General features: G+C 68.0%; 20 protein-coding genes. 9 read left to right on the top strand and 11 right to left on the bottom strand.

Going from position 1 to position 25,289, the window contains the following annotated elements; translation table 11 throughout:
- Positions 1-6: 6 nt before the first annotated feature.
- Together AWC17_RS27145 and AWC17_RS27140 are read right to left on the bottom strand one after the other, a co-directional pair.
- Positions 7-3,423 (bottom strand): TM0106 family RecB-like putative nuclease, encoded by a 3,417-nt coding sequence (locus AWC17_RS27145; protein ID WP_046182869.1) that lies wholly within the window; start codon positions 3,421-3,423, stop codon positions 7-9.
- A gap of 53 nt (positions 3,424-3,476) precedes the next feature.
- Entirely contained in the window at positions 3,477-4,076 is a 600-nt protein-coding gene (locus AWC17_RS27140) for an LppP/LprE family lipoprotein (RefSeq protein WP_046182885.1), read from the bottom strand.
- Positions 4,077-4,257: 181 nt separating this feature from the next.
- Here AWC17_RS27140 and AWC17_RS27135 point away from each other — a divergent pair, with 181 nt between their 5' ends.
- Positions 4,258-5,958 carry a DEAD/DEAH box helicase gene (locus tag AWC17_RS27135; protein WP_046182870.1) on the top strand — a complete coding sequence of 567 codons (1,701 nt, stop codon included), beginning with the start codon at positions 4,258-4,260 and terminating at the stop codon, positions 5,956-5,958.
- The gene (locus tag AWC17_RS27130) at positions 5,955-7,094 is read left to right on the top strand and encodes an acyltransferase family protein (RefSeq protein WP_046182871.1); all 1,140 of its coding nucleotides are present in this window, start codon (positions 5,955-5,957) and stop codon (positions 7,092-7,094) included. Before AWC17_RS27135 ends, AWC17_RS27130 begins: the two co-directional genes overlap by 4 nt.
- Positions 7,095-7,307: 213 nt before the next feature.
- Here the strand turns inward: AWC17_RS27130 and AWC17_RS27125 are convergent, their stop codons facing one another.
- From AWC17_RS27125 to AWC17_RS27115, 3 genes are all read right to left on the bottom strand, one after another.
- A complete protein-coding gene (locus AWC17_RS27125; protein ID WP_141224817.1) occupies positions 7,308-7,889 on the bottom strand; it encodes a TetR/AcrR family transcriptional regulator in 582 nt (193 codons plus the stop codon).
- Positions 7,886-9,127, bottom strand: coding sequence for a cytochrome P450 (locus tag AWC17_RS27120; protein WP_167385655.1), 1,242 nt, complete (start codon positions 9,125-9,127; stop codon positions 7,886-7,888). Before AWC17_RS27120 ends, AWC17_RS27125 begins: the two co-directional genes overlap by 4 nt.
- A gap of 97 nt (positions 9,128-9,224) precedes the next feature.
- Positions 9,225-10,592, bottom strand: a complete 1,368-nt coding sequence (locus AWC17_RS27115) for an FAD-binding oxidoreductase (protein WP_046182874.1) — start codon at positions 10,590-10,592, stop codon at positions 9,225-9,227.
- A 64-nt stretch (positions 10,593-10,656) separates the two neighbouring features.
- Here AWC17_RS27115 and AWC17_RS33155 point away from each other — a divergent pair, with 64 nt between their 5' ends.
- Positions 10,657-11,253, top strand: coding sequence for an SHOCT domain-containing protein (locus tag AWC17_RS33155; RefSeq protein ID WP_046182875.1), 597 nt, complete (start codon positions 10,657-10,659; stop codon positions 11,251-11,253).
- Between the two features lie 4 nt (positions 11,254-11,257).
- Here the strand turns inward: AWC17_RS33155 and tap are convergent, their stop codons facing one another.
- Positions 11,258-12,511, bottom strand: a complete 1,254-nt coding sequence (gene tap / locus AWC17_RS27105; protein WP_046182876.1) for a multidrug efflux MFS transporter Tap — start codon at positions 12,509-12,511, stop codon at positions 11,258-11,260.
- An 82-nt stretch (positions 12,512-12,593) separates the two neighbouring features.
- On the opposite strand from tap, the gene AWC17_RS27100 reads away from it, so the two are divergent.
- The 3 genes from AWC17_RS27100 to AWC17_RS27090 are packed head-to-tail and all read left to right on the top strand — an operon-like array spanning position 12,594 to position 15,622.
- Entirely contained in the window at positions 12,594-13,421 is an 828-nt protein-coding gene (locus AWC17_RS27100; RefSeq protein WP_046182877.1) for a uracil-DNA glycosylase, read from the top strand.
- Positions 13,418-14,548 carry an FAD-binding protein gene (locus AWC17_RS27095; protein WP_046182878.1) on the top strand — a complete coding sequence of 377 codons (1,131 nt, stop codon included), beginning with the start codon at positions 13,418-13,420 and terminating at the stop codon, positions 14,546-14,548. The genes AWC17_RS27100 and AWC17_RS27095 overlap by 4 nt, the downstream gene beginning before the upstream one ends.
- A 42-nt stretch (positions 14,549-14,590) precedes the next feature.
- Complete coding sequence (locus AWC17_RS27090; RefSeq protein ID WP_046182879.1) at positions 14,591-15,622, top strand: LLM class flavin-dependent oxidoreductase; 1,032 nt, start codon at positions 14,591-14,593, stop codon at positions 15,620-15,622.
- 4 nt (positions 15,623-15,626) lie between these two features.
- On the opposite strand, the gene AWC17_RS27085 is transcribed toward AWC17_RS27090, so the two are convergent.
- The 3 genes from AWC17_RS27085 to AWC17_RS27075 form a co-directional block, all read right to left on the bottom strand.
- Positions 15,627-19,547, bottom strand: coding sequence for a bifunctional diguanylate cyclase/phosphodiesterase (locus tag AWC17_RS27085; protein WP_082122921.1), 3,921 nt, complete (start codon positions 19,545-19,547; stop codon positions 15,627-15,629).
- A gap of 89 nt (positions 19,548-19,636) precedes the next feature.
- Positions 19,637-20,083: a nitroreductase family deazaflavin-dependent oxidoreductase gene (locus AWC17_RS27080; RefSeq protein WP_046182880.1), complete on the bottom strand. Its 447-nt coding sequence runs from the start codon at positions 20,081-20,083 to the stop codon at positions 19,637-19,639.
- Between the two features lie 10 nt (positions 20,084-20,093).
- Positions 20,094-20,522 (bottom strand): HIT family protein, encoded by a 429-nt coding sequence (locus AWC17_RS27075; RefSeq protein WP_046182881.1) that lies wholly within the window; start codon positions 20,520-20,522, stop codon positions 20,094-20,096.
- A 37-nt stretch (positions 20,523-20,559) separates the two neighbouring features.
- Here AWC17_RS27075 and AWC17_RS27070 point away from each other — a divergent pair, with 37 nt between their 5' ends.
- A complete protein-coding gene (locus AWC17_RS27070) occupies positions 20,560-21,951 on the top strand; it encodes an amidase (RefSeq protein WP_141224813.1) in 1,392 nt (463 codons plus the stop codon).
- On the opposite strand, the gene AWC17_RS27065 is transcribed toward AWC17_RS27070, so the two are convergent.
- Positions 21,946-22,446 carry a DNA-deoxyinosine glycosylase gene (locus AWC17_RS27065; RefSeq protein ID WP_046182883.1) on the bottom strand — a complete coding sequence of 167 codons (501 nt, stop codon included), beginning with the start codon at positions 22,444-22,446 and terminating at the stop codon, positions 21,946-21,948. The two genes, AWC17_RS27070 and AWC17_RS27065, sit on opposite strands and share 6 nt — an antisense overlap.
- Positions 22,447-22,471: 25 nt before the next feature.
- On the opposite strand from AWC17_RS27065, the gene AWC17_RS27060 reads away from it, so the two are divergent.
- Both AWC17_RS27060 and AWC17_RS27055 read left to right on the top strand, forming a co-directional pair.
- Positions 22,472-23,599 carry an adenylate/guanylate cyclase domain-containing protein gene (locus tag AWC17_RS27060; RefSeq protein ID WP_197083370.1) on the top strand — a complete coding sequence of 376 codons (1,128 nt, stop codon included), beginning with the start codon at positions 22,472-22,474 and terminating at the stop codon, positions 23,597-23,599.
- A 281-nt stretch (positions 23,600-23,880) separates the two neighbouring features.
- A complete protein-coding gene (locus AWC17_RS27055) occupies positions 23,881-24,465 on the top strand; it encodes a hypothetical protein (RefSeq protein WP_047322238.1) in 585 nt (194 codons plus the stop codon).
- Positions 24,466-24,500: 35 nt separating this feature from the next.
- On the opposite strand, the gene AWC17_RS27050 is transcribed toward AWC17_RS27055, so the two are convergent.
- The coding region (locus AWC17_RS27050) for a sensor domain-containing protein (RefSeq protein ID WP_141224812.1) at positions 24,501-25,289 on the bottom strand (789 nt) is incomplete at its 5' end.

Below are 25,289 nucleotides of genomic sequence, written 5' to 3'. Positions count from 1 at the left end.
CGGTCGTCACGTCGGCTCCGTCAGCGCCAGAAACGCGCCCAAGTCGACCAGGCCCGCGGGCGTGGTTGGCAGATACTCGGTCAGCGATCCCGAGCGCACGATGACCGCCGCATACTGGGCCCGGCTGATCGCGACGTTGAGCCGGTTCCTGTTGAGCAAGAACGAGATTCCGCGCGGCACCACGTCCGCGGAGGAGGCCGTCATCGAGATGAATACCACCGGCGCCTGCCCGCCTTGGAACTTGTCGACCGTGCCAACCCGGATCCCGCCGAACCCGGCAGCGGACAACCGCTGGCGCAGCAGCGCCACCTGGGCGTTGTAGGGCGCCAGCACCAACACGTCGGAGGCGGTCAGGGCCCGGGTGCCGTGCTCGTCGGTCCACGGCGTGCCGAGGAGTCGATCGATCTCGACGGCGATCGCCTCAGCCTCCTCCGGGCTCTCCGTCGAGTTGCCGTGGTGCCCAACGGTAAGCGTCCGCACGCCGGGCCGGTATCCGGCAAGCCGTCGGGCAGCGGTGCACTCGTGGGAATGCAGCCTTCCCTCGTACGACAGCGCGGAGACGGCGGCGCAGACCGCCGGATGCATGCGGTACGAACGGTCCAGAAAATAGCCACGCTCGTCGGGCAGGGTGCGCTGACCGTCGACCAGCCAGTCGAGCGCGGACGTGTCAACCGGGTCGGGGTGGGTTCCCTGGCTGACCTGCGGCAGCTGCTGGGGGTCGCCGAGCAGCAACAGGTTGGCGGCCGCCGGCGCCACGGCGACGGTGTTGGCCAAACAGAACTGGCCTGCCTCGTCGATCACCAACAGGTCCAGGCCGCCCCGCGGTACCCGATTGGCGTTGGCGAAATCCCATGCCGTACCGCCCACCACGCAGCCCGCGGTGCCGGCGATGAATGCGGCGTAGGCGCTGCTGTCGATCTCCTGCCAGCGCGGGGCGCTGCGGTCGTTGCGCTTTTTCGCGACCCGCGCCGGGTCGAGCCCGGCGTCGATGACACAGTCCAGCAGGTTCTCCACCGTGGCATGGGATTGCGCCACCACGCCGATGCGCCAGCCATGGTCGGTGGCCAGGCGCTGGATCACGCGGGCGGCGGTGTGCGTCTTGCCGGTGCCCGGCGGCCCGTGCACCGCCAGGTACGACGAGTCCAGGTCCCTCACCGCGGCGGTGATGTCGGCTGTGGTGTTCGAGGCGTCGGCGCCACGGGGCAGTACGGAGCCGCTACGCGTGCGGGGCGCGCGCCGCAGCAGGATGTCGACGACCGCGCTGCGGGGTAGCTGCGGCAAGCCGGCCGCGACGGCGGCGGCCGTCGCCTCGATCGACTCACGCAGTGCGGTCGTCTGAATCGGCGGTCCGGGGGTGAGCGCGAACGGAAGTTGGTGAAATGGCTTGCCGTCGTTGCCCACTCGTTCAACGATGGTCACTTCGGTGGGCACGGCCGGATCGTCCGCCGCGATCACCGTGGCACGTCCGGCCGCCCGCCGGTCGGGGTCGTCGGACATGCCGGGCGGGGCCGGGGGGTCGTAGAGGGCGAAGACGTCGGTCATCAGCTCGCCGCGCGCCAGCTCGCCGCGAAGTTGCACCCGCCGCTGCGGCTTGCGCGCGCGGGGTGGCGTGTTCCAGTCGACGCTGACGGACGCATGCTCGGCGATGAAGACGTCGGTGTTGTCCGCCCACTCTTCGACGGGGAAGTTCAGCCGGTCAAAGTGCGCCCACCAGAACGGTTTGTCCTCGCGCCGGTGGTAGCCGCGGGCCGCGGCGAGCAGCGCCACCGCCGTCTGTTCGGGCGTGCGATCACCGACGGCGGCGTCCCCGGTGAACGTCGACAGGGTCACCGCCAGCCGGTCACGGTCCTCGACGGTATTGCCGTCCCGGACGGGCTGGGCGCCGATCGGCACGACGCCGGATTCGTAGGCACGCAACATCAACCAGTTACGCAGTTCCTGGGTCGAGCGGCAGTCGTAGTGGTTGTAATCCTCGATCTCCTTGAGCACCGAGGCGGCCTCGTCGCCGCGACCGTCGGCCTGCAGTTCGCAGTACCGGGCGTACGAGGTGATCGAGCCGGTGGCCGTGGTGACATCGCCGGCCCGCAGCTGCGATCCCATGTAGAGCGGTTCCAGCGCCTTCAGGCTGAACGACTCCGCACCCACGCGAATGCTTTTGCGCACCAGGGGGTAAAGGTCAACCAGCGTTCCGCTGCGCAGCAGTTCGTCAACCTGGTCCTCGCCGACCCCGTAGCGGCCGGCGAGCCGCAGCAACGCCGTCTTCTCATACGGCGCGTAGTGGTAGATGTGCATGTTCGGCCGGCGCTTGCGGCGCTTGGCCACCATCGCCAGGAAATCGGTCAGGGCCTTGCGTTCGTCCACCCGGTTGTGCGCCCACAACGGGCGAAACGTGCCGGCCGGCCCGGCTTCCAGGACGCCGAACAGGTATTCCAGACCCCACTCCCGCCCGTCGACGGTCCACAGCGGGTCGCCTTCGAAGTCGAAGAACAGGTCACCCGGGTCCGGTTCGGGTAGCAGCGTCAGCGGCTGCGGGTCGACCATCTCGAACCGCGGCGTGCCGGTTTCGCGTTGGTGGACTTGGAGTCTCGCCTGGGCGGCCAGTTTGCCGACCGCGCCGGGCGCCAGGTCCGGCACGGGACCGGCATGCTGGGCCAGGTCGGACACCGTGGTGATCCCGGCGTCAATCAGCTTGTCGCGCTGGCCCACCCGCATGCCGGCGACCAGCAGCAGGTCGTCGGTCGCATGCAACTGCTCGGTGCACAACGGGCAACGCAGACAGGCGCCCACGCCCTCGTCGTCCCAGCGGACCGCGGTGCCCCCGGCGTGGTGCTCATCGAGGAGCCGCTGCAATCGCGCGCGCTGGGAGCGGTAAACCGGAACCAGGTCGCGGACGCGATAGCGCGCAGCCGTCCCGTCGCCCAGATGCAGTTCGGCCTCCGGCGCCACCGGAACACCCGAGGCGGCCAGCGCGTCGGCGTAGGCGGCCAGCTGCAACAGCGCGGTGACGTTGGCCGAACGGGCCAGCTTGGTGTCGATGACTCGGTACCGCTCGTCGTCTCGCACCAGAAAGTCGGCGAAGCCGACGAAGCGGCCGTCGAACATCGCGGCCTGATACACCGCGGGCGCGCCACCGGCGATGGCGCGCCGGGTCGCCTCGGCGGCCGCCGCGAGGCCGGCGACCGTGAAGGCCGGGCGGCCGATGACCGCGACGCCATCGCCGAACTCGTCGCGCAGCCGGTCCAGTTCGCGTCGCTCGTGCTCGTTCCCGAGGACGGCGGTCCGCGCGAGCAGGTCGTCCTCGGCCGTGGCGGTGGGTCCCCAGCCCAGCTTCGCGTCGAAATCCCGCAACAGTGCGTACTCGCAGCGGGCGGCGGCCGCGAGATCCGACGCGCTGTACGCGACGCTGTCGCCGGTGACGAACACAGCAGCAACTGTAGGTGAGGGGACCGACGGAAAAGGCGGCCTCGCCGAGGGGCCTAGCGGCCGGGGGTGTTGCCGATCAGCTCCACGCCGTTGCCGTTCCAGTGGAACCGCACATCGGTGTTCAACCCGTTGATGCCGCTGGGGTAGGTCAGCGCGACCGTGTCGCCGGTCGTCTGCGCCGCGTCGACGCCGTTGAACCCGTAGGTGTCGGGCACCCCCTGCGGGATGAACTGCCCGAGATGGAACAGCACCGCCCGGGTGGTGGGGTTGGCGGCGTTGGTGTTGGCCTTGATGATCACCGCCGACAGCTGGGCGCACTGGTTGTAGTTGCCGGCCAGCGGCTCCGGGTTCCAGCCTTGCTGGCTGCGCGGATCGCGCGGCAGCTCGGAGACCACCTTCGCGATGGTGGGCGAGGCGAGATTGACCGCGCACGGGTCGGCCGGCGCGGCATTGCTGCCGGGCGGTGCGGCGGCACCGGAAGGCTGAACCGGGGCGGTGATGGACGGGGTCTCGGTGGTCGTCGTAGCCTGCGGCGTCTTGGCGACCGTGGAGTCTCCCGAACCACAGCCGGTCAACGTCAGAGCGATCAACGCGAGAGCGGCCGAGCCGGTCAGTGGCTCGGTACGGCGGGGTAGCGACCACACATCGCGCACCGTACCGTCATCGCGCGCGGGGGTGTGACAGGCGTGGCCGGACTCGGCAAAGCTGTGCTCATGATCACGCGGGCGCGGCAGTCTCAGCTCCGCTGAGCTCGCGATCACCACGGGCCTCATGGTGGTGACCCGCCGCGCTCAGCACCGCTGAGCTCGCGATCACCACTAGACTCCTTGGACGATGACCCTCCCGGACAGCTCGCCTGAGGCTGCCTCTACGACGTTTGCCGACCTGCAGATCCACCCCTCCGTCCTGCGGGCGATCGCCGACGTCGGCTACGAGTCACCCACGGGCATCCAGGCGGCGACGATTCCGGCGCTGATGGCGGGCTCGGACGTCGTCGGGCTGGCGCAGACCGGCACCGGCAAGACGGCGGCGTTCGCGATCCCGATCCTGTCCAAGATCGACGTCGCCAGCAAGGTGACCCAAGCGCTGGTGCTGGCGCCGACCCGTGAGTTGGCGCTGCAGGTCGCCGAGGCGTTCAGCCGCTACGGGGCCCATCTGCCGCAGATCAACGTGCTGCCCATTTACGGCGGCTCCTCCTACACGGTTCAGCTGGCCGGGCTGCGGCGCGGCGCCCAGGTGGTGGTCGGTACTCCGGGCCGCGTCATCGACCACCTCGAGCGCGGGACGCTGGACCTCTCCCACGTCGACTACCTGGTGCTCGACGAGGCGGACGAGATGCTCACCATGGGCTTCGCCGAAGAAGTTGATCGCATACTGTCCGAAACTCCGGAATACAAACAGGTGGCCTTGTTTTCGGCGACCATGCCGCCCGCGATCCGCAAGCTCACCACCAAGTACCTGCACGATCCGCTCGAGGTCGCCACCAAAGCCAAAACCGCTACCGCCGACAACATTTCGCAGCGCTACATCCAGGTTGCCGGTCCGCGCAAGATGGACGCGCTGACCCGGGTCCTGGAAGTGGAGCCGTTCGAGGCGATGATCGTCTTCGTACGCACCAAGCAGGCCACCGAGGAAGTCGCGGAAAAGCTAAGGGCCCGAGGTTTTTCCGCGGCCGCCATCAACGGCGACATCCCACAAGGCCAGCGCGAACGGACCGTCGCCGCGCTGAAGGACGGCGGCATCGACATCCTGGTCGCCACCGACGTGGCCGCGCGCGGGCTGGACGTGGAGCGGATATCGCACGTGCTCAACTACGACATCCCGCACGACACCGAGTCCTACGTGCATCGCATCGGGCGCACCGGCCGGGCCGGGCGTTCGGGGACCGCGCTGCTGTTCGTTTCCCCGCGGGAGCGTCACCTGCTCAAGGCGATCGAAAAGGCAACGCGGCAAACGCTCACCGAGGCCGAGCTTCCCACCGTCGAGGATGTCAACGCCCAGCGGGTGGCGAGGTTCGCCGATTCCATCACCGCGTCGCTAAGCCGTCCGGGGATCGAGTTGTTCCGCAAGCTGGTCGAGGACTACGAACGCGAGCACGATGTCCCGTTGGCCGACATAGCCGCGGCGCTGGCGCTGCACTCCCGCGACGGTGAAGAGTTCCTGATGGCGCCCGAGCCGCCGCGCGAACGGCGCGAGCGGCCCGCCGAGCATCGCGATCGTCCCGAAAAGCCAAGGAACACACGGCCATTCACTACCTACCGCATCGCGGTCGGCAAGCGGCACAAGATCGGCCCCGGCTCGATCGTCGGCGCCATCGCCAACGAAGGCGGCCTGCATCGCAGCGATTTCGGCCACATCGCCATCGGCCCTGACTTCTCGCTGGTGGAGTTGCCGGCCAAGCTGCCCAAGTCGACACTGAAAAAGCTCGAGCACACCCGCATTTCGGGAGTGCTGATCAACCTTCAGCCGGACCGGTCGGCGACAAAGCCCCGCGGCCGTGACGGCGGAAAGCCGCGCAGGAAACACACCGGATGACCCTGTCCGAAGAACAAGACGCCCAGGGCGGACTCGAGCAGACCGCTCACGTCGACCGGGTCGCGTCGCTGACCGGAATCCGCGCCGTCGCCGCCCTCCTCGTCGTCGGCACCCATGCGGCGTACTCCACCGGCAAGTACACCCACGGCTATTGGGGCCTGGTCGGCTCCCGGCTGGAGATCGGCGTGCCGATCTTCTTCGTGCTGTCCGGCTTCCTGCTCTTCCGTCCTTGGTTGAAATCCGCCGCCACCGGCGCGCCGCCGCCGTCGCTGAGTCGCTATGCGTGGCACCGGGTTCGGCGCATCATGCCGGCCTACGTCATCACCGTGCTGTTCGCCTATGTGCTGTACCACTTCCGCGAGGCCGGACCCAACCCCGGGCACACCTGGCTCGGACTGGTGCGCAACCTGACGCTGACGCAGATCTACTGCAACGGCTACCTGGGGAAGTACCTGCATCAGGGCCTGACCCAGATGTGGAGCCTCGCGGTGGAAGCGTCCTTCTACGTGCTGCTCCCGCTGCTGGCATACGTGCTGTTGGTGCTCGTCTGCCGCCGGCGGTGGCAGCCGAGGCTACTGCTGGGTGCTCTCGCCGCGATGACGCTGATCAGCCCGGCCTGGCTGGTCCTCGTGCACACCGATCACTGGTTTCCCGACGGCGCGCGGCTGTGGCTGCCCACCTACCTCGCCTGGTTCCTCGCCGGGATGTTGCTGGCCGTGCTGGAGGCGATGGGCGTGCGCGGCTACGCGTTCGTGGCCATACCGCTGGCCATCGTCTGCTATTTCATCGTCTCGACTCCCATCGCCGGCGCGCCCACCACGTCGCCGGCGACGCTGAGCGAGGCCTTGTTCAAGACCTGCTTTTACGCCGTGATCGCCGCGCTCGCGGTGGCGCCACTGGCCCTGGGGGATCAGGGTTGGTATTGGCGGCTGCTGGCGACGCGGCCGATGGTGTGGTTGGGGGAGATCTCTTACGAGATCTTCCTGATCCACCTGATCACCATGGAATTCGCCATGGTCTACATCGTTCGCGCGCACGTCTACACCGGCTCGATGCTGAACCTGTTCCTCGCAACGATGGTGTTGACCATTCCGCTGGCCTGGCTCCTGCACAGCTTCACGCGTGTGCGGACCTGAGCCGCCTGGATCAGCGAGTCCTATCCGCCCCATCCGCCCCAGGCGCATCGGTGCGGAAGTGGGCAGCGGAGTGCCCGCCTCTCAGCGACAATTGCGATGCGCGCGCGACCAGGCGGGTTTGTCGCTGAGAGGCGGGCACTTCGAGCGTTGGTTCCGGCCGGGGAACAATGTGGCGGGAGTGACGAACGGGCGCGGCACCAGCTGCCGGTACACCTAGCTGCGCGCGGAAACCGGCGTCACGATCGGGACGACGAACTCTTCGATCATCGCCCGCTCGTCGGCGTCGTCTCGACCGGGGAACTGCAACAGCGAAGTGATCACTCGCACCATCCAGCGCGCCCGGCGCTCCACGATGGCGGGGTCTTCGGGCCCGAGCGAGCCGACGAACGCGGCGGCCAGGGCGGTGATCACCTCGGACTGCCCGGCCACCTCGGCGCCGATCGGCGGCCGGGAGATGGCGAACCACGACGCCAACGCGCGGCTGCCACGAACCATCCGCAGCGTGGCGGTGATGCTCGCGACCAGCCGTTCCCGGGGATCGTCGATGCCGCCGATCTGCTCCTTGATCGCGCGGCTGAGCCGGCGGGTTTCGCGATTCACGTAGGCGGTTCGCAGCGCCTCGCGGTTCTCGAAGTACCGGTACAGCGTCGCGCGGGAACAGCCTGCGGCCCTGGCGATTTCGTTCATGCCGATCGAAGCCTGGTCGCGCTCGGTGTAGAGCTGCTCGGCCGCGTCGAGGATCCGGTCCGCTGCCGCTTCGGTGCGGTGCGCCCCCAGCCAGTCGTTCGCCATCAGGACCTCACCCGAACCGGCACGGACAGCGGGCGTCGCACGTAACTGCCACCCGCCCAGACGATCGCGGACTCGTCGACCTCGAAATCCGGGCAGCGGGTGAGCAGTTCGGTCAGCGCGACCCGGGATTGCACCCGTGCCGCCGCCGCACCCAGGCAATGGTGTGCGCCGTGGCTGAAGGTCATGATGTTGCGCGGGCACCGCGTGACGTCGAGTTCGCCGGCATCCGGGCCGTATTGGCGCTCGTCTCGGTTGGCCGACCCGTACAGCAGCAACACTTTGCGGCCGGCGGGGATGGTGGTGTCGCCGATCCTCACGTCGCGGGTGGTCGTGCGGGCCAGTCCCTGCACCGGCGAGGTCAGCCGCAGCAGCTCCTCGACGGCGTCGGGGATCAGCCCCAAATCGTCCATCAGAAGCCGCCTTTGGTCGGGACGTTGCTGCAGCAAAGGCATTGAGCCACCGAGCATTCCGGTGGTGGTGTCGTTGCCGCCGGTGACCATGGTGAAGGTGAATGCCAGCACCGACAGGGTCCCGGCGATGTCGCCGTCGGCGCCCACTCCGGCGGCGACCAGGTGTGAGATGGTGTCGTCCTCGGGCTCGGTTCGGCGCCGCTCGATCAAACGGGTGAAGTAGGCCATCATCGACCCGACCGCATCACCGACGGTTCCCAGCGCCGCGCCGATCCCGCCGTCCGCCGTGTTTCCCGCGACGATGGCATCAGTCCAGCCGTCGAATTGCGCCCGGTCCGCTTCGGGCACACCGAGATAGTGCGCGACCACCATCGACGGCAGCGGTTTGAACAGCTCGGTGACGATGTCGCCGCCGCCGTCGGCGCGCAGCCGCTCGATGCGCTCGACGACGAACTCGCGCACCTTGGGCTCCACCGCCTCGACCTGTCGTGGCGTGAAGCCGCGGGACACCAATTTGCGAAACTCGGTGTGCACCGGCGGATCCTGCATCACAAACGGTGGATTATCCTGCAGCCCAATCATTTCCAGGTCACGGTAATTGACCGTCAGCCCCTGCGCGGAGGAGAACGTCTCGTGGTCACGGGCAGCGGCCCACACGTCGGCGTGCCGAGACAGCACGTAGTAGTCGTGCTCGGGCCGTTTGGCCGGGACGACGTGGTGCACCGGATCGTGGTCGCGAAGCGCGCGGTACATCGGCCAGGGATCCGCCCAGGTGTCCGCGGTGGCCAGCTCGAACACGACCGGCGCATTGTGAGACATAACCGCAGCCATGTCTCATTGGTACGACAATCAGGCCAGAATGTCAACGAGGGGAGGCCGAGTGTGCGCCCGGCCGCACGTTGAGCGCAGGCGCTACGGGCCCGAATGCCTAGATGCCCGCGCCCGGGTTCAGGATGCCCTCCGGGTCCAGGGCCTGCTTGATCCGCCGGTTGAGCTCCATCACCTCGGGCCCGAGGTAGCCGGCCAGCCACGGCCGCTTCAACCGGCCGACGCCGTGCTCACCGGTGATCGTGCCGCCGAGCCCGACGGCCAGGTCCATGATCTCGCCGAAGGCGAGATGGGCCCGCTCGGTCATCGCGGCATCCGCGGGGTCGTACACGATCAACGGATGGGTGTTGCCGTCACCGGCGTGGGCGATCACCGAGATCGTCAGGTCACGCTCGGCGGCGATGCGCGCGATGCCGGTGACCAGCCTGCCCAGCGCCGGGAGCGGTACGCCGACATCCTCGAGCAGTAGCGATCCCTTCGCCTCGACCGCGGGGATGCAGAACCGGCGGGCGGCGACGAACGCCTCGCCCTCGTCGGGATCGTCGGTCGAAAACACTTCCGTCGCACCGTTTTCGGCGAACACCGCGGCCATGATCGCGGCGTCCTCACTGCCGGCCCCGCCGCGCTCGTCGGACCCGGCCACCAGCATGGCGGCCGCCCCACGGTCCAGGTCCATGCGCAACGTGTCCTCGACGGCGTTGATGGCCACCGAATCCATGAACTCCAGCATCGACGGGCGCAGCCGCGCGGTGACCCCGAGCACCGCATCGACGGCGGCCTCGACCGTGGCGAAGCCTGCCACCACGATGCTGGACGCGTTCTGCTTGGGCACCAGGCGCAGCGTGACCTCGGTGACGACGCCCAGGGTGCCTTCGCTGCCGACGAAAAGCTTCGTCAGCGACAAACCCGCGACGTCCTTGAGCCGGGGGCCACCGAGCCGGACCGCCGTACCGTCGGCCAGCACCACCTGCATGCCCAGCACGTAGTCGGTGGTGACGCCGTACTTCACGCAGCACAGCCCGCCGGCATTGGTGGCGATGTTGCCGCCGATGCTGCAGATCTCGAACGACGACGGATCGGGGGGATACCACAGGCCGTGCTCGGCGGCGGCCTTCTTCACCTCGGCGTTGAACAGTCCGGGCTGGCACACCGCGGTGCGGGTCACCGCGTCGACCCTGATGTCGCGCATCTTCTCCGTCGACAGGACGATGCCGTTGTCGAGCGCCGTTGCCCCGCCGGACAGGCCGCTGCCCGCACCCCGCGTCACCACCGGCACCCGGTGGGCGCTGGCCCAGCGCAACACGGTCTGCACGTCTTCGGTACGCCGCGGCCGGACCACGGCCAGCGGTTTGCCGGCCGACGGGTCGAAGGCGCGGTCCTGGCGGTAGCCCTCGGTCACGGTCGGGTCGGTGACGACCATCCCGTCGGGCAGGCCGGCGATCAGCTCGGCCAGGACGTCCGCATTCACGACCCGATCCTACGGGCCCGTCAGCGCTGTACAGTTGAGCGATTCTCCGAAAGGTCGGGTCACAATGTTCGGACGCAGAGATCTGAGCAAAGTCGGCATCCGTGCGTTTGCGGACGTCCTCGCCGCCGAACAGTCGGCGATCTCGGTCACCGTCGGCAACCCGAATCTGGTTAACAACACCGAGGTTCGTTGGAAGCTACTTCTGCGGATCACGCCCGACGCCGAACCGCCGTTCGAGGCCAGCGTCACCGCGCTGCTACCTCAGCTGAGCTCACCGCGGCCGGGCACCAGACTGCCGGTGCTCTACGACCCGAAGGACCACAGCCGGGTTCAAATCGACCACCGGCCGGCCGCCACGGCCGATGTGGCAATCGACGCCGTGACCGCGGCCCGCCCCGACCTGGCGGGCGCTCAGGTCATGGGTATGCCGATGACCGATGTCATCCGCCAAGCCATTGCCGATCCCACCGCATTCCGGGAGGACATGATGCGGCGCGGAGCCGAGATGCAACAGCAGGTGCTCGGCGCGATGCAGGCGGGGCAAACGCAACAGGCTGCAGACCCGATCGATCGGCTGGAAAGGCTGGCTGCGCTGAAAGACCGGGGACTGCTCACCGATGAGGAATTCGAGCAACAAAAGCGAAAGATCCTCGGCGACTGACGAATCACAGCGGCGAATCCCGATTCGCCTCGAACTCCGGCGCGCGGTCCAATTCCCGCAGCGACGGCAGCCTTGCGGCCGCGAGCCCGATCAGCAGAATCGGCACCGCCAACGCCAGGAACGTGACCTGCAGTCCGGCGGCATCGGCGAGGGGACCGGCCACCAGCAAGCCCAACGGCCCCGCAGAGTAGGTCAGCCCCGCCATCACCCCGACCACCCGGCCACGAAGATGATGCGGCGCCCGGGTCTGCATGACGTAGTTGTAGATGGGCTGGATCGGCCCATAGACCAGGCCGGTCACCGCGCAGAGCGCCAGGATCACCGGCAGCGGCGGCAGGAACGCGATCCCGACCGTCGCCGCGCCGAAGGTGAGGGTCGCCGTCAGCACGGCCGTACGCCGACGGGTGTGTTTCGACAGCACCGCATAGCCCAGCGCGCCCGCCACGCCGCCGACCGCGAGCGCCATCAGCGCCCAACCCAGCTCGGCGGGCTGGTGCTTGTCGGCGAAATACTTTGGGAACAGCACGCTTTCCATCGGCAGGTATAAGGCGGTCACGGCCAGGTCGATCAGACCGAGCGTCCGGAGCACCCGCAGATTCCAGACGAACCGCAGTCCTTCGACGATGCCGGACACCAACCCGTCGGGACGGGTCGCGTGGTGCGGCTTGCCGGCGCCCTCGAGCCGCAGCGCACCAATCGCCAACAGCGACAACCCGAAACAACCCGCCGTGACCCACATCGTGTTGACGCCGCCGACCGTGGCGATCATCAGGCCGCCGATGCCCGGGCCCACCATGAACCCCAGGTTGAGCATGGCTTCGTAGATGCTGTTAGTGCGGTCCAGCGACCAGCCCGCGCGAGCGGCGGCCTCTGGCAGCATCGACTGGCGCGCCGTCGTCCCGGCCGGGTCGAAAGCGGCCGCGCAGAAGGCCAGCATGGCCAGCTCGACGACGTTGATCGCGTCGACCCCGAACAGCCCGGCGGTCAGCGGGACGGCTGCCACCGCCGCGCAGGAGAGCGAGTCCGAGACGAGCGACACGCGGCGACGCCCGACGAAGTCGACCGCGGTACCGGCGACCAGCGTGGAGAGCACCAGGGGCAGTGTCATGGCGGCGGCGACGATCGACGCGTCCCGCGCACGGTCATGGTGCTGCAACGCCAGCCAGGGGAACGCGATGATCGAGATGCCGGTGCCCGTCGTCGCCAGCAGCGTGGCGGACAGGATCAGAAGCGCCGGGCCGCGGCTCGTGTGGCTCATGGATATCCGGGGGAGAATTTAGCCGCTGATCCGCAGCGGGACCACTGAATATTGGGGCGTTCGGACGTGGCGCACCGGCTGACTGCAGGATGTTCATGTGCTCGTCCACCCTCGTACCGGCCAGGCATTCGATTCTCCGGTGGTTCCCGGCACCGGATGGCCGGGCGATCCGGCGACCCCGCAGACCACCGTGGCCGCCGACGCCGCACAGGTCGCCGCGCTGGCGCCCCACGCCGCGTCGATCCCCGAACTCGATGCCCTGATCAGCGTCTGCCGGGCCTGCCCCCGGCTGGTCGACTGGCGCGAGGACGTTGCCGTCCTCAAACGCCGCGCCTTTGCCGATCAGCCGTATTGGGGCCGGCCGGTGCCGGGCTGGGGGTCGGAGCGGCCGCGGTTGTTGATTGTCGGGTTGGCGCCCGCCGCACACGGCGCCAACCGAACCGGACGGATGTTCACCGGCGACCGGTCCGGCGATCAGCTTTATGCGGCGTTGCACCGGGCCGGGCTGGTGAACCAGCCGACCAGCGTGGATGCCGCTGATGGGTTGCGGGCCAACGGGGTTCGCATCGCGGCGCCGGTGCGGTGCGCGCCTCCGGCCAACGCCCCGACGCCGGTGGAGCGGGACACCTGCTGGCCCTGGCTGGAGGCCGAATGGCGGCTGGTGTCCGAGCATGTGCGCACGATCGTGGCTTTGGGTGGGTTCGCCTGGCAAATCGCGCTGCGACTGCCGGGCGCGTCCGCGATGCGCAAGCCGCGGTTCGGCCACGGGGTCGTGGCGCAATTCGCGCCTGGTGTGCGATTACTCGGCTGCTACCACCCGAGCCAGCAGAACATGTTTACCGGTAGGTTGACACCAGCAATGCTCGACGACGTTTTCCGCGACGCAAAAAGGCTGGCAGGGATTAAGTGACTGACGTTCTGATTTCCGGCGCCAGCGTGGCCGGTGCAACGGCGGCTTATTGGCTTGGGCGGCATGGCTATTCGGTCACCGTGGTGGAGCGCCATGCCGGGCCGCGGCCCGGCGGTCAGGCGATCGACGTCCGCGGCCCGGCGCTGGGTGTGCTGGAACGCATGGGACTGCTGGCCGCTGCCCAGAAACGGAGGACGCAAATCCGCGGCGCGTCCGTCGTCGACCGCGACGGCAACGAACTGTCCCGCGACACCGAGTCGACGCCCACCGGCGGGCCCATCGACAGCCCCGACATCGAGCTCTTGCGTGACGACCTGGTCGAATTGCTCTACGGCGCAAGCCAATGGACCACCGAGTACATCTTCGACGACACCATCACCGGGTTGGACGACGACGGCGCGGCCGTCAACGTGACCTTCGAACGCGCCCCCGCGCGCAGCTTCGACTTGGTCATCGGCGCCGACGGATTGCACTCCAACGTTCGCCGGTTGGTGTTCGGCCCCGAGGAGCAATTCATCGAGCGGCTGGGCACCCACGCGGCGATCTTCACCGTGCCCAACTTCCTGGACTTGGACTACTGGCAGACCTGGCATTACGGGGACTCCACCATGGCCGGGGTATACAGCGCGCGCAACAACAGCGAGGCCCGGGCCATGCTGGGTTTTATGGACACCGAGCTGCGGATCGACTACCGCGACACCGAGGCGCAGTTCGCCGAGCTGGAACGGCGGATGGCCGACGACGGGTGGGTGCGTCCGCAGCTGCTGGAGTACATGCGCAGCGCACCGGATTTCTACTTCGACGAGATGTCGCAGATCAAAATGGATCGCTGGTCCAAGGGCAGGGTCGCCCTGGTCGGCGATGCCGGATATTGCTGCTCGCCGTTGTCGGGCCAGGGAACCAGTGTCGCGCTGCTGGGCGCCTACATCCTGGCCGGCGAGCTCGCGACCGCCTCCGAAGGCGGGACAGTCGACTACGAACTCGGCTTCGCCAACTACCACAAAGAGTTCAACGACTACGTCAACCGGAACCAATGGCTGGTGGTCGACAACATTCCGGGCGGGGCGCCGATACCGCAGGAGGTCTTCGACCGCATCGTCAGCTCGATCACGCTGAAGGATTACTGACCGGCCGGGAACGTTCGCACGCCAAACGGCGTTGACGCGAACGTGCGTCTTTCCGTCCTTGATCTCGTCCCCGTGCGCACGGACCAGACGACCCGCGATGCGCTCGCGGCGACCGTGCAGCTGGCGCAGGCGGCGGATCGGCTGGGTTTCACGCGCTACTGGGTCGCCGAGCACCACAACATGCCGTCCGTCGGCGCTACCAGCCCGCCGGTCCTGATCGCCTATCTGGCCGCGCAAACCTCGCAGCTCCGCCTCGGGTCCGGCGGCGTGATGCTGCCCAATCACGCGCCGCTGGCCGTGGCCGAGCAGTTCGCGCTGCTGGAAGCCGCCGCCCCGGGCCGCATCGACCTGGGCATCGGCCGAGCGCCCGGGTCCGACCCGGTGACCTCCTATGCGCTGCGTGGCGGCCGGGACGAGCGCGACATCGAGAATTTCCCGGAATACCTCGACGACGTGGCGGCGCTGATGAGCGCGCGCGGCGTGGTGGTGCCACTGCGCTCGGGGGACTACCGGCTCAAGGCCACCCCGGCGGCGGCCGGCGAGCCGCGCCTGTGGTTGTTGGGCTCGTCGATGTACTCGGCGCACCTGGCCGCCGCCAAGGGGCTGCCGTACGTCTTCGCACATCACTTCTCCGGCAACGGAACCGAAGAGGCGCTCGAGCTCTATCGGTCCCGATTCAAGCCCAGCGCCTTCTCCGCCGAGCCGGTGACGTTCCTGACGGTCAACGCCGCGGTGGCCGAAACACACGACGAGGCAATGGCTTTGATGCTGCCCAACCTGCAGATGATGGCGAAGCTGCGGACCGGTCAGCCTCTCGGTCCGGTGCCGCTCGTCGAGGAGGCCGCGGGCGCCGAGCTGACGCCGCAGCAGCAGCGCATCGTGGACAGCGGGCTGGACCGCGCCGTGCTGGGCGCACCCGCGGAGGCCGCCGAGCAGTTGTGGGCGCTTGCGCAACGGTTCGACGTCGATGAGGTGATGGTCCACCCGGTCGCCTCGGCCCGCCGCGGCACCGACCCGGCGACCGCGCCGGCGCGGGTTGCGACCCTGGAATTGCTCGCCAAGGAGTTGTTCTAACCGGTCAGTCCGTGAGAGCCGATCGCTCGGAATCGACGTGGCCCGCGATCGCGCTCCTGGACGTGATCCAGCGCCGGAGTTCGTCCGGCGGCAACGGCGGGCTGTGCACGAACCCCTGGGTGATGTTGCAGCCGTAACGCCGCAGCGCGCTCAGGGTCGCCTCGTCTTCGACTCCCTCGGCGACGAGGTCGGCGCCCAGGTTCTGCGCCAAGTCCACGGTTGACTGCACGATGGCGACCGATCGGGGGTCCTGGGCGAGCCGCGCCACGAATCGCCTGTCGAGTTTCAGCTCGTCGACCGACACATCCTGCAGGCGGGCCAGCGACGACCATCCGGTGCCGTAGTCGTCCAGCGAGATGCGAACGCCGAGAAGTTGCAGGGCGGCGACGGTGTTGCGGGACCGATCCGAGTCGACGAGGGCGCTCTCGGTGATCTCGACAATCAGCGCGTCGGGGGGTAAGCCGTGGGTCCGCAGCAGTCGCTCGATGGTGACCGCGAGGTCGAGGTCGAGCAGGTTCGTCGTCGAGAGGTTCACCGCGACGGTCAGCGGTAAGCCCTGGTCGCGCCAGGACCGGATCTGCTCGAGCGTGAGGTTGATGGTGCGATTGGCCACCGTGCGCATCAAACCCGCACGTTCGGCGGCCGGGAGGAATTCCTCCGGCATCAGCAGCCCGCGGGCGGGATGCTGCCAGCGCAGCAGCGCCTCGACGCTGTGGACAGTTCCGTCGCTCGCGTTGACCTTGGGCTGGTAATGCACCGTCAACTCGTCGCCGTCGATCAGGGCGGCGCGCAGCTCCCCGACGAGGTTGGGGTCGTGGTCACGATCCAGCTCGAAGGTGGGCTCGTACACCGCGATCTTGCTGAGGGCGGACTTGGCGTGCGGGATCGCCGCCTCGGCGCGATTCAACAGCTCCTGCGGATGGTCGCAATGGTCGGGGTAGAGCGCAATGGCGATGCAGGCATCGATCTGCACACTGATCGCATCCAGTTCGAATGGGATGCTGACGCATTCGAGCAACCGACCCGCTTGGGCGCGTGCGGCGACGAGGTCCGATCCCTCGCCGAGCAGGATGGCGAATTCTTCATCGCTCACGCGCGCAAGCAGATCGTCCCGACGCACGTTGTGCGCGAGTCGGTTTGCGATGTGCCACAACAGCTCGTCGCCGAAGTGGGGGCCGACCGAGGCGTTGATCTCCCGCAGCTTATCGAGATTCAGCAAGAGCAGCGCACGATGCGATGCCGTTCCGGCGGGTGACGCGGAAGCCGACAGCGCGGTCAGCGCCGTCGCCAGTGATCGGCGATTGGGCAGGGTGGTCAATTCGTCGGTCATGGCCTGCTTGTGGCTTTCGGCCAGCATGCTGACATCCCGGAAGGTCACCGAGAATCGGGCGGCGACCGCAACGAGGCTCAGCGCGGCGAGCGTCGAGGCGAGCCGGGAATCGTGCCCCAGGATGGCGACGCCAAGCGCTACGACGGTGCATGTCACCGGCACCGCGTAGGAGCCGAGTCCGTGCCGCGGCGCGGGTGCCGGTGACGACCAAGGCGCCCAGCTGGCCAGCGCCACCAGCAGCGACGAAGCCGGCCAGAGCGCGTCCAGCGTGGTGCCTACCTGGTATGAGCCCTCCGCCGTCTGGAAGAGGTACACCGCGTCCGCGACCGCGAAGCCAACCAGCCCCACGACAAGAAAGCCCCAGCGAAACTCGCTGCGCCACCCGAGGATTGGCAGCATGCCGACGGCCAAGGCCAGCAGCACCAGATCGCCCCACGGATAGACCAGACCGACCAGCACGGTGGCGGGTGTCCGGGCGGCGGCGGCGTGCATCGGCCCTGCCCGCAGCGCCGCGGCCAGCGCGGCTACGGCCAACGCGCACACCAGGGAATCGAGGCGGATAGGCATCGGCACCCGTTTCAGGCGCGATCGCATCAGCAGCAAGATCCCGGCGTAGACGAATGGATAGAACGCCAGGTATTCCGGATCGGCAACCGACGGCGACTGAGCGTTCGGCACCCACAAGGCGTAGGCGACGTCACCGAGCGCCGACTGTGCCATGCCCGCCGCGATCAGGGACCACGCAATCCGGTCGGCCTTGAGGCGGTGCGCGCGAACGGCGATCAGCCCGGCCGCCAGCAGGTTCAACGCCGAATACAAGGATTTCGAAAAGAAGACGCTGTGGCTGGCATTCGGGAAGAGGATGCTGGTCACGGTGAAGGAGATCACACCAATCATCAAGACAGCCAAGGCAATCCGGATTGGCGTCGGCGGCCACCGAATGCCGTCGATATCATCCTGCGGTTGCAGCGGCGTTGGCGTTCCCGCGTCAGCGGCGCGCCGCAGCCTCGGTCCGGTGCTCGTCTCAACGACCGGCACTGCGACCGAGGCCGGCCCGACCAGTGCGGTCGAGAACGAGTAGGAGAGCGGCAAATCGGGCACGAAGCTGCGAACGCATTGGCCGCCTTCGCGTTTGGCGGTATACATGGCCAGGTCGGCGTGCCGGAGGAGCTGCTCGACGCTGCAGTCCGACGCGCCGGTGGCCACCGTGAAGCCGACGCTCGGTCGGACCGGTATGGGAACGCCCTCGACCAGGATCGGGGCATTGAACGCCTCGAGCACTCGATGCGCCGCCGCATGCGACTCCTCGACGGAACCCTCGAGGAGCACGGCGAATTCGTCACCACCGAAGCGAGCGGTCACGCAGTTGTCGCCCAAGGTGGCGGTGAGCCGCCCGGCCACCCGGACCAGCAGTTCGTCGCCGGCGGGGTGGCCGAGGGCGTCGTTGACCGATTTGAAGTTGTCGAGATCGAGGCACAACACCGCTATCGGAGCGATGTCGCAGCTTTGTCGGGCGACGGCCTGTTCCAGTTGGTCGATGAAATACGCCCGATTGGCCAGTCCCGTCAGACTGTCGCGGAACGCTTCCCGCGCGACCTCGGAAAGCAAACTCTGGTTCTCCATCAACACGACGAACTGACGTAAGAGCACCGCGGCCACCAGGATTCCCAGCGCGACCAGTAACGGTCCGTGCGCCATCAGGCCCACCGCGTGGCCCAACCCGACGGCGGCGGCGACCAGCAATGGCAGGTACGGCAGCCACAGCCGGGTACGCGACAGCATTTCCTCATCGCGCGACGCCGCCACCGGGGACTCGTAGACGCTCGACAGCGCGGCCAGCGCGATCATGCCCAGCCCGGCCACCCTGCCCAGGTCGACAAGATCGCTGACCTGATAGCTGCCGATCCCGCTCTTGAACACCATCGCGATGTCGGAGACGCTGATGGTCGCCACGCCGCCGGCCAGCAGGTTGCGGCTCGGCTGGTCGCCGCGACGTCCCCGGGACAGCATCAGGATCGCGGTAGTCAACAGGACGACGTCGTTGAAGATTTCGGCGACCGTTGTCGCCCGCGAACCGCTGTCCTCGCGCAGCTGTTTGTCGAGGACGAATTCCCACGACACCACGAACAGCGACGTCGCCACGATGAGACCGTCCAGCACCAGTCGCCGCGGACTGTGGCGGGAGAAGCGCGACAACAGCAACAGCGATGCAAAGGCGCCGAACGGCCAGAGCAGCAGCACGATCTCGGCGGCGGCCGGATGCGTGGCGTGGGCCAGTTCCGGACGCACGTCGTAGACCGCCCAGATGACCTCGCCCGCCGCCCAGCCCAGCTGGGCGATCACCAATGCCAGCCATCCGCGTCGGTGGCGCCCGGCCGCGGAGCGGGCGGCGTAGCCTGCACACCCCGCCCCGAACAGCAGGCATATCGCGAGAGCGATTTCGTCGACCGGCCGGGTCGCGTAGGCGCCCTCCCAGCCGCCGATCGAGGACCCGACCACCAGGGCGCCCGCGAAACCGTATGCACCGACGACGAGCCAACCAAGGCGTGGGGGCAGCCGGAACCGTCGCCAGGGATTTTCCGCCCAGGGTTTCATGCCCACTCCAGCCGATCCCGCGCCGTGCGGTGAGCAATCGAGGAGTTCACCGCGCTAGAGGAGAATAAACCTCCGCGCCGGGTTCGGGGTCAACGCCGCGTGAGTACGACGACCGGAATCGGCCGCGACGTCTTCTCTTGATAAGCCGTGTACCGGTCGCCGTTGTTCTTGTTGACGATCTGCCATAGCCGCGAGTAATCGGCATCGTCCGGCAGCACCGGGCGAGCGGTTACCGCGAAACGCCTTGGCCCGACGTTGATTTCCACGTCGGGATGCTTGCGCAGGTTGTGATACCAACCGGGCGCGCGCGGATCTCCCCCCTTGGAGGCGACGATCAGGTAGTCATCGCCGTCGCGCGCATAGGTGAGCGCCGCGGTTCGGGCCTGGCCGGTCTTGGCGCCCACGGTGTGGAGCAGCAGGCTGGGTATCAGCAGCGCGCGATGACCGATCCAGCCGTTCGTCTTGCGATAAACGGTGTCGTGCGCGCGCAAAATGTGCGGCAGTAAACGCTGCTCGACCCAGGACGGAAGTGCCATCCGCCCAGTATTACTGGCTGGCGTCGATGCGGGCCAGTGCCGAGCGCAGGATTTGCGCGGTGGCATCCCGGTCGGGGTCGCGCCGCAGCAGCATCCCTTTGGCGACCGACAGCTTGTCGCCGTTGCGCCGGGGCAGCACGTGCAGGTGGATGTGGAACACCGTCTGAAAGGCGGCGCTGCCGTCGTTGATGGCGATGTTGGTCGCGTCGGCCAATTCCGTCGCGCGGGCGGCGCGGGCGATTCGTTGGCCGATGGCGATCATCCCGGCCAGCGTCTCCGGCGGCGTATCCGTGAGATCCACGGTGTGCCGCTTGGGCATCACCAGGGTGTGGCCGCGGGTGAACGGGCGGATGTCGAGGATGGCCAGGTAGTCGTCGTCTTCACAGATTCGGATGGCCGGGGCCTCCCCGGCGACGATCGCACAGAACACGCAGGACATGTCGCCCACGGTACTGGCCGGGGGATACGCTGCCGCAGTGGACGCTCGCGACGTGGCCTTTGCCGGCGCGGCGGCTCAGGCGCGGATGCTGGCCGACGGCGAACTGACGGCGCCCGACCTGCTCGAGATCTACCTGGAGCGGATCGCGCGGCTGGACAGCCAGCTGCGCTGCTACCGCGTGGTGCTCTCTGACAGCGCGCGCTATGAGGCCGCCGTCGCGCAGGACCGCCTCGACGCGGGCGAGCGGCTCCCGCTGCTCGGGGTGCCGATCGCGATCAAAGACGATGTCGACGTCGTCGGCGAAGTGACGACGTACGGCAGCGGCGCACACCGGCCCGCCGCGACCTCCGACGCTGAGGTGGTCCGCCGACTACGCGCCGCGGGTGCCGTCATCCTCGGTAAAACCAATGTGCCCGAGTTGATGATGTTTCCCTACACCGAGTCGCTGACCTTCGGTGCGACCCGCAACCCCTGGAACCTCAGACGCACTCCCGGCGGCAGCAGTGGCGGCAGCGCCGCCGCGGTGGCCGCCGGCTTGGCTCCGCTGGCGCTGGGATCCGACGGTGGCGGCTCGATTCGCATCCCGGCGATCTGGTGCGGCCTGTTCGGGGTCAAACCGCAACGGGATCGGGTGTCGTTGGAGCCGCACGACGATGCGTGGCACGGGCTGAGCGTCAACGGCCCGCTGGCCCGGTCGGTGCTCGATGCCGCACTGTTCCTCGACGCGACGTCAACGGTGCCGGGGCCCGAAGGTGAGTTCGTCGCCGCGGCGACGCGTGACCCCGGCCGCCTGCGAATTGCCCTGAGCACCAAGGTCCCAACGCCCCTGCCCGTCAGGATCGGCAAGGAGGAGCTCACGGCGGTCGAGCAGGCCGGCGCGCTGCTGCGCGATCTGGGCCATGAGGTCATCACCGCCGACCCCGACTATCCACCGTCGGCCGTCATAACCAATTACCTGCCCCGCTATCTGCGCGGCATCAGCGACGACGCCGATTCACTAGCTCACCCCGAACATCTCGAAGCGCGCACCCGCAACCTGGCACGGGCCGGTTCGTTTTTTTCGGACCGCCGGATGACCGCCCTTCGTGACGCGGAGCCGGCGGTCAGCACCCGGATTCAGTCGATCTTCGACGACGTCGACGTCGTCGTCACCCCGGGCAACGCAACGGCCCCCTCCCGCATCGGCGCCTACCAACGCCGCGGCGCGGTCTGGACGCTGCTGGCGGTGGCGCAGCGCGTGCCCTACCAGCAGGTCTGGAATCTGACCGGGCAGCCCGCGGCGGCCGTGCCGTGGGACTTCGACGGTGACGGCCTGCCGATCGCCGTGCAGCTGGTGGGCCGGCCGTACGACGAGGCGACGTTGTTGTCGTTGGCCGCGCAGATCGAATCCGCCAGGCCGTGGGCCCACCGGCGACCGCCGGTGTCATAAGCGCGGCACTAAGGTTTCGCGCCAGGCGGCGAGCTTGGCGCCCGGCCGCATGGCGTGAGCCGGGCTGCTCGACGGCAGCCGCCGGTACTCGACCCGCTCGTCGGTCTCGGCTAGCCTGCGGTACAGCTCCGTGGCTTTGGCGCCGTTGAAGTAGACCCGTGCGATGGTGGGGTACCGCGCGAACAGTTCACCGAAATCGTTGACCACCAAGCTTTTCGGCTCGATTGCCGAGTCCGCGCTGCCGGCACGGCGGCATGCGCGTAACACGTCCCAGAGGGCCACGCCGGCCGATTGCAGCGCCGCCAGCCGTGTTTCGTAGGGCGCCGCCCCGTCGAACCCGAACAGCTCACCGGTAATCGGCCAGAACGCATTTCGTGGATTGCCGTAGTACTGACCTACGGCCAACGATTGCACGCTCGGAAACGAACCCAGGATCAGCACCCTCGCGTGCTCATCGACGACCGGCGGGAATCCCCGCAGCAGTGGTGCGCTCATCGCTTCCCATCATGGCTCGCCGCCGTTGTACGTTGGCGACGTGGACGAGGACCTGCTCGACGGACTTGAGGGCAGCGCACGCACCGAGCGGGCGGAATTGGTGGAGTGGCTGCTCGAGCAGGGCATCACCGCCGAAGAGATCAGGGCGAACAACCCACCACTGTTGCTCGCCACCCGCCGCCTCATCGGTGACGACGGCACCTACGTGTCCACCCGGGAGATCAGCGAGACCCACGGCATCGACCTCGACCTGCTGCAACGGGTGCAGCGCGCCATCGGCCTGGCGAGGGTGGACGACCCCGATGCCGTCATCCACATGCGTGCCGACGGTGAAGCCGCGGCCTATGCCCAGCGTTTCGTCGAACTGGGTCTGGATCCCGAGCAAGTGGTGCTGGTGGTCCAGGTGCTCGCCGAAGGCTTGTCACGCGCCGCCGAGGTCATGCGCTACACGGCGCTCTCGGCGATCATGCGGCCCGGGGCCACCGAGCTGGAAATCGCCAAGGCGTCAAAGGCATTGGTCGGCCAAATCGCGCCCGAGCTCGGCCCGATGATCCAGCACATGCTGTTCATGCAGCTGCGCCACATGATGGAGACCGAAGCGGTCAACGCCGCCGAGCGCGCCGCAGGCAAACCCCTGCCGGGCGCGCGCCCGATCACCGTGGCCTTCGCGGACCTCGTCGGCTTCACCCGGATCGGCGAGGCGGTGTCGGCGGAGGAACTAGGGCTTCTGGCCAACCGGCTGGCGGTCCTGGCCCGAGACATCACCGTCCCGCCCGTGCGGTTCATCAAGACGATCGGCGACGCGGTGATGTTTGTCTGCCCCGACCCGCTGCCCATGCTCGACGTTGTGGTGAAGCTCGTGGAAGCCGTCGACACCGACAACGACTTCCCGCGGCTGCGCGCGGGCGTGGCCTCCGGCATGGCGGTGAGCCGGGCGGGCGACTGGTTCGGCAGCCCGGTCAACGTCGCGAGCCGGGTCACCGGTGTGGCGCGCCCGGGCACCGTGCTGGCGGCGGACTCGGTCTGGGAGGCCATCGGTGACGCCGGCGAGTTCGATGGTTCGTTCGCCGGGGCGCGCCGCCTCAAGGGCATCAAGAATGAGGTAAAGCTGTTCCGGATCCGCCGGGGCGATGGGTCCAATGAAGGCGGGTGACTCGGAAATCCCGGCGGACATGGGCAGGCCCGGACGACACTAGGGGGCGTTGGACTCCGTCATGCGCGGGTCCTACGCGGCCGGTCTTCTACCCTGACTTCCGGCGCTTGGAATTGGTCGTTCCGGGCCTGCTTCGCTACCAAAAATACAACTTTGAACAGCCCATATCAACAGGTTCTCCGCAGTTGGACGCACCGTTTGGCGGGGCACCGTCGCCGCGACGGGGTTCGCCGCGGGTGAACGCTATTCCATTTCAGTTGTAACGGTGTAATCATGTAATTATGAAATCGCATCACGCGCATGGCCGGCGCTGTGGCCGCCCCGGCGGCTGGCAGCAAGCACAGCAACCCGACGCCAGCGACGCCCCGGAATGGTTCGCCGGGCGCCTGCCAGAAAGCTGGTTCGACGGCGACCCGACGGTCACCGTCGACCGCGAAGAAATCACGGTCATCGGACGGCTGCCTGAACCCGAAGGCCCGGAGAAAGGGGAGACCGAGGCCCGTGCTGAAGGACGCGCCTCGCGGTTCCGCGAGGAAACCCGTTCGGAGCGCATGCGCATCGCTGACGAAGCGCAGGATCGCTACGGCCGCAAGGTTTCCTGGGGCGTCGAGGTCGGTTCCAAATTCGGCGCCGAGCGAATCCTGTTCACTCACATCGCAGTACCTGTGATGACGCGCTTGAAGCAACCGGAACGGCAGGTGCTCGACACGCTGGTCGATGCCGGCGTCGCCCGGTCTCGCGCCGACGCACTCGCGTGGTCGGTCAAGCTGGTCGGTGAACATGCCGAGGAATGGCTGGCCAAATTGCGTAGCGCCATGTCGGCGGTCGACGACTTGCGCGCGGAGGGACCGGACCTTCAGTCGTAGGCAAAGCCGCAGCGCGCCTTCGGCTTTAACGCTCGTTACCCGTTGTCGACTTTGGCGACGATCTTGTCGACGATCTGGGTGCCCTGATCGCTGATGTGATATCCGCACGCGTTGACGTCGACGATCACATTGTTCGCCACGCTCATCGCGCGCTGGCACTCCCAGCCGTCGGCGCCTTCCTGGGTGTCCAGCACCGCGATCTTCGGCGGACCGCCTTGAATTTGTGCAAACGTCCACCGGTACGTCTTGCCCTTGTTGGTCACCGCCACCGTCTTGCCCGCGCAGCCCTTCCACTTCCCCGCCGAAGTCTGCAGGAAGGCCTGGGCCTTATCGGCGGATGGGAAAAGGACAACGGCCTGGTTGACCCAATGGTCGTAGTTGTCTCCCGGCTCGGAAGACACCAGCCCGCTCACCGCTGAGTAACCGGTGCCCGCGTACACCGGGCTTTGGGTGGTATAGAGCGCTCCCTGGCAGTCGGGCTGCGACACCGTCAGCGACGAGGTGTCCATTGCCTGAATGGGCTTGCCGGGCTCCATGGTCGAGGAGCCCATGACGGAGTTGATGTCGGAAGCGCCCAGGAGAAGCGCGCTGAGGCGCTCGGCCGGTATCGGATCGGGAGGCGGCACCGGCTTGGGTCGTACGACTAGCCAGATGCCGATGCCGCTGGCGATGAGAACGAGCACGGCGGCGACGGCGGCGATGATGGGCCAGGGGTTGCGTCGTTTGGGTGGGGGTTGGTTCCAGGCGGGGGCACCGGTGAATTGTGCTGGGGCCTGTGGTGGTGGTGGGCTGCCCCAATTGGCGTTGGCGGCTGGGTAATAGGG

Source organism: Mycobacterium nebraskense, from assembly GCF_002102255.1.
GTDB lineage: Bacteria > Actinomycetota > Actinomycetes > Mycobacteriales > Mycobacteriaceae > Mycobacterium > Mycobacterium nebraskense.
This window is presented reverse-complemented; position numbering and strand designations above follow the sequence as displayed.

Coding starts and splice junctions, on each gene's coding strand:
- AWC17_RS27135 (WP_046182870.1), top strand. CDS start 4,258: ATGACCCTCCCGGACAGCTCGCCTGAGGCTGCCTCTACGACGTTTGCC.
- AWC17_RS27130 (WP_046182871.1), top strand. CDS start 5,955: ATGACCCTGTCCGAAGAACAAGACGCCCAGGGCGGACTCGAGCAGACC.
- AWC17_RS27120 (WP_167385655.1), bottom strand. CDS start 9,127: ATGGCTGCGGTTATGTCTCACAATGCGCCGGTCGTGTTCGAGCTGGCC.
- AWC17_RS33155 (WP_046182875.1), top strand. CDS start 10,657: ATGTTCGGACGCAGAGATCTGAGCAAAGTCGGCATCCGTGCGTTTGCG.
- tap (WP_046182876.1), bottom strand. CDS start 12,511: ATGAGCCACACGAGCCGCGGCCCGGCGCTTCTGATCCTGTCCGCCACG.
- AWC17_RS27085 (WP_082122921.1), bottom strand. CDS start 19,547: ATGAAACCCTGGGCGGAAAATCCCTGGCGACGGTTCCGGCTGCCCCCA.
- AWC17_RS27080 (WP_046182880.1), bottom strand. CDS start 20,083: ATGGCACTTCCGTCCTGGGTCGAGCAGCGTTTACTGCCGCACATTTTG.
- AWC17_RS27075 (WP_046182881.1), bottom strand. CDS start 20,522: ATGTCCTGCGTGTTCTGTGCGATCGTCGCCGGGGAGGCCCCGGCCATC.
- AWC17_RS27065 (WP_046182883.1), bottom strand. CDS start 22,446: ATGAGCGCACCACTGCTGCGGGGATTCCCGCCGGTCGTCGATGAGCAC.
- AWC17_RS27055 (WP_047322238.1), top strand. CDS start 23,881: ATGAAATCGCATCACGCGCATGGCCGGCGCTGTGGCCGCCCCGGCGGC.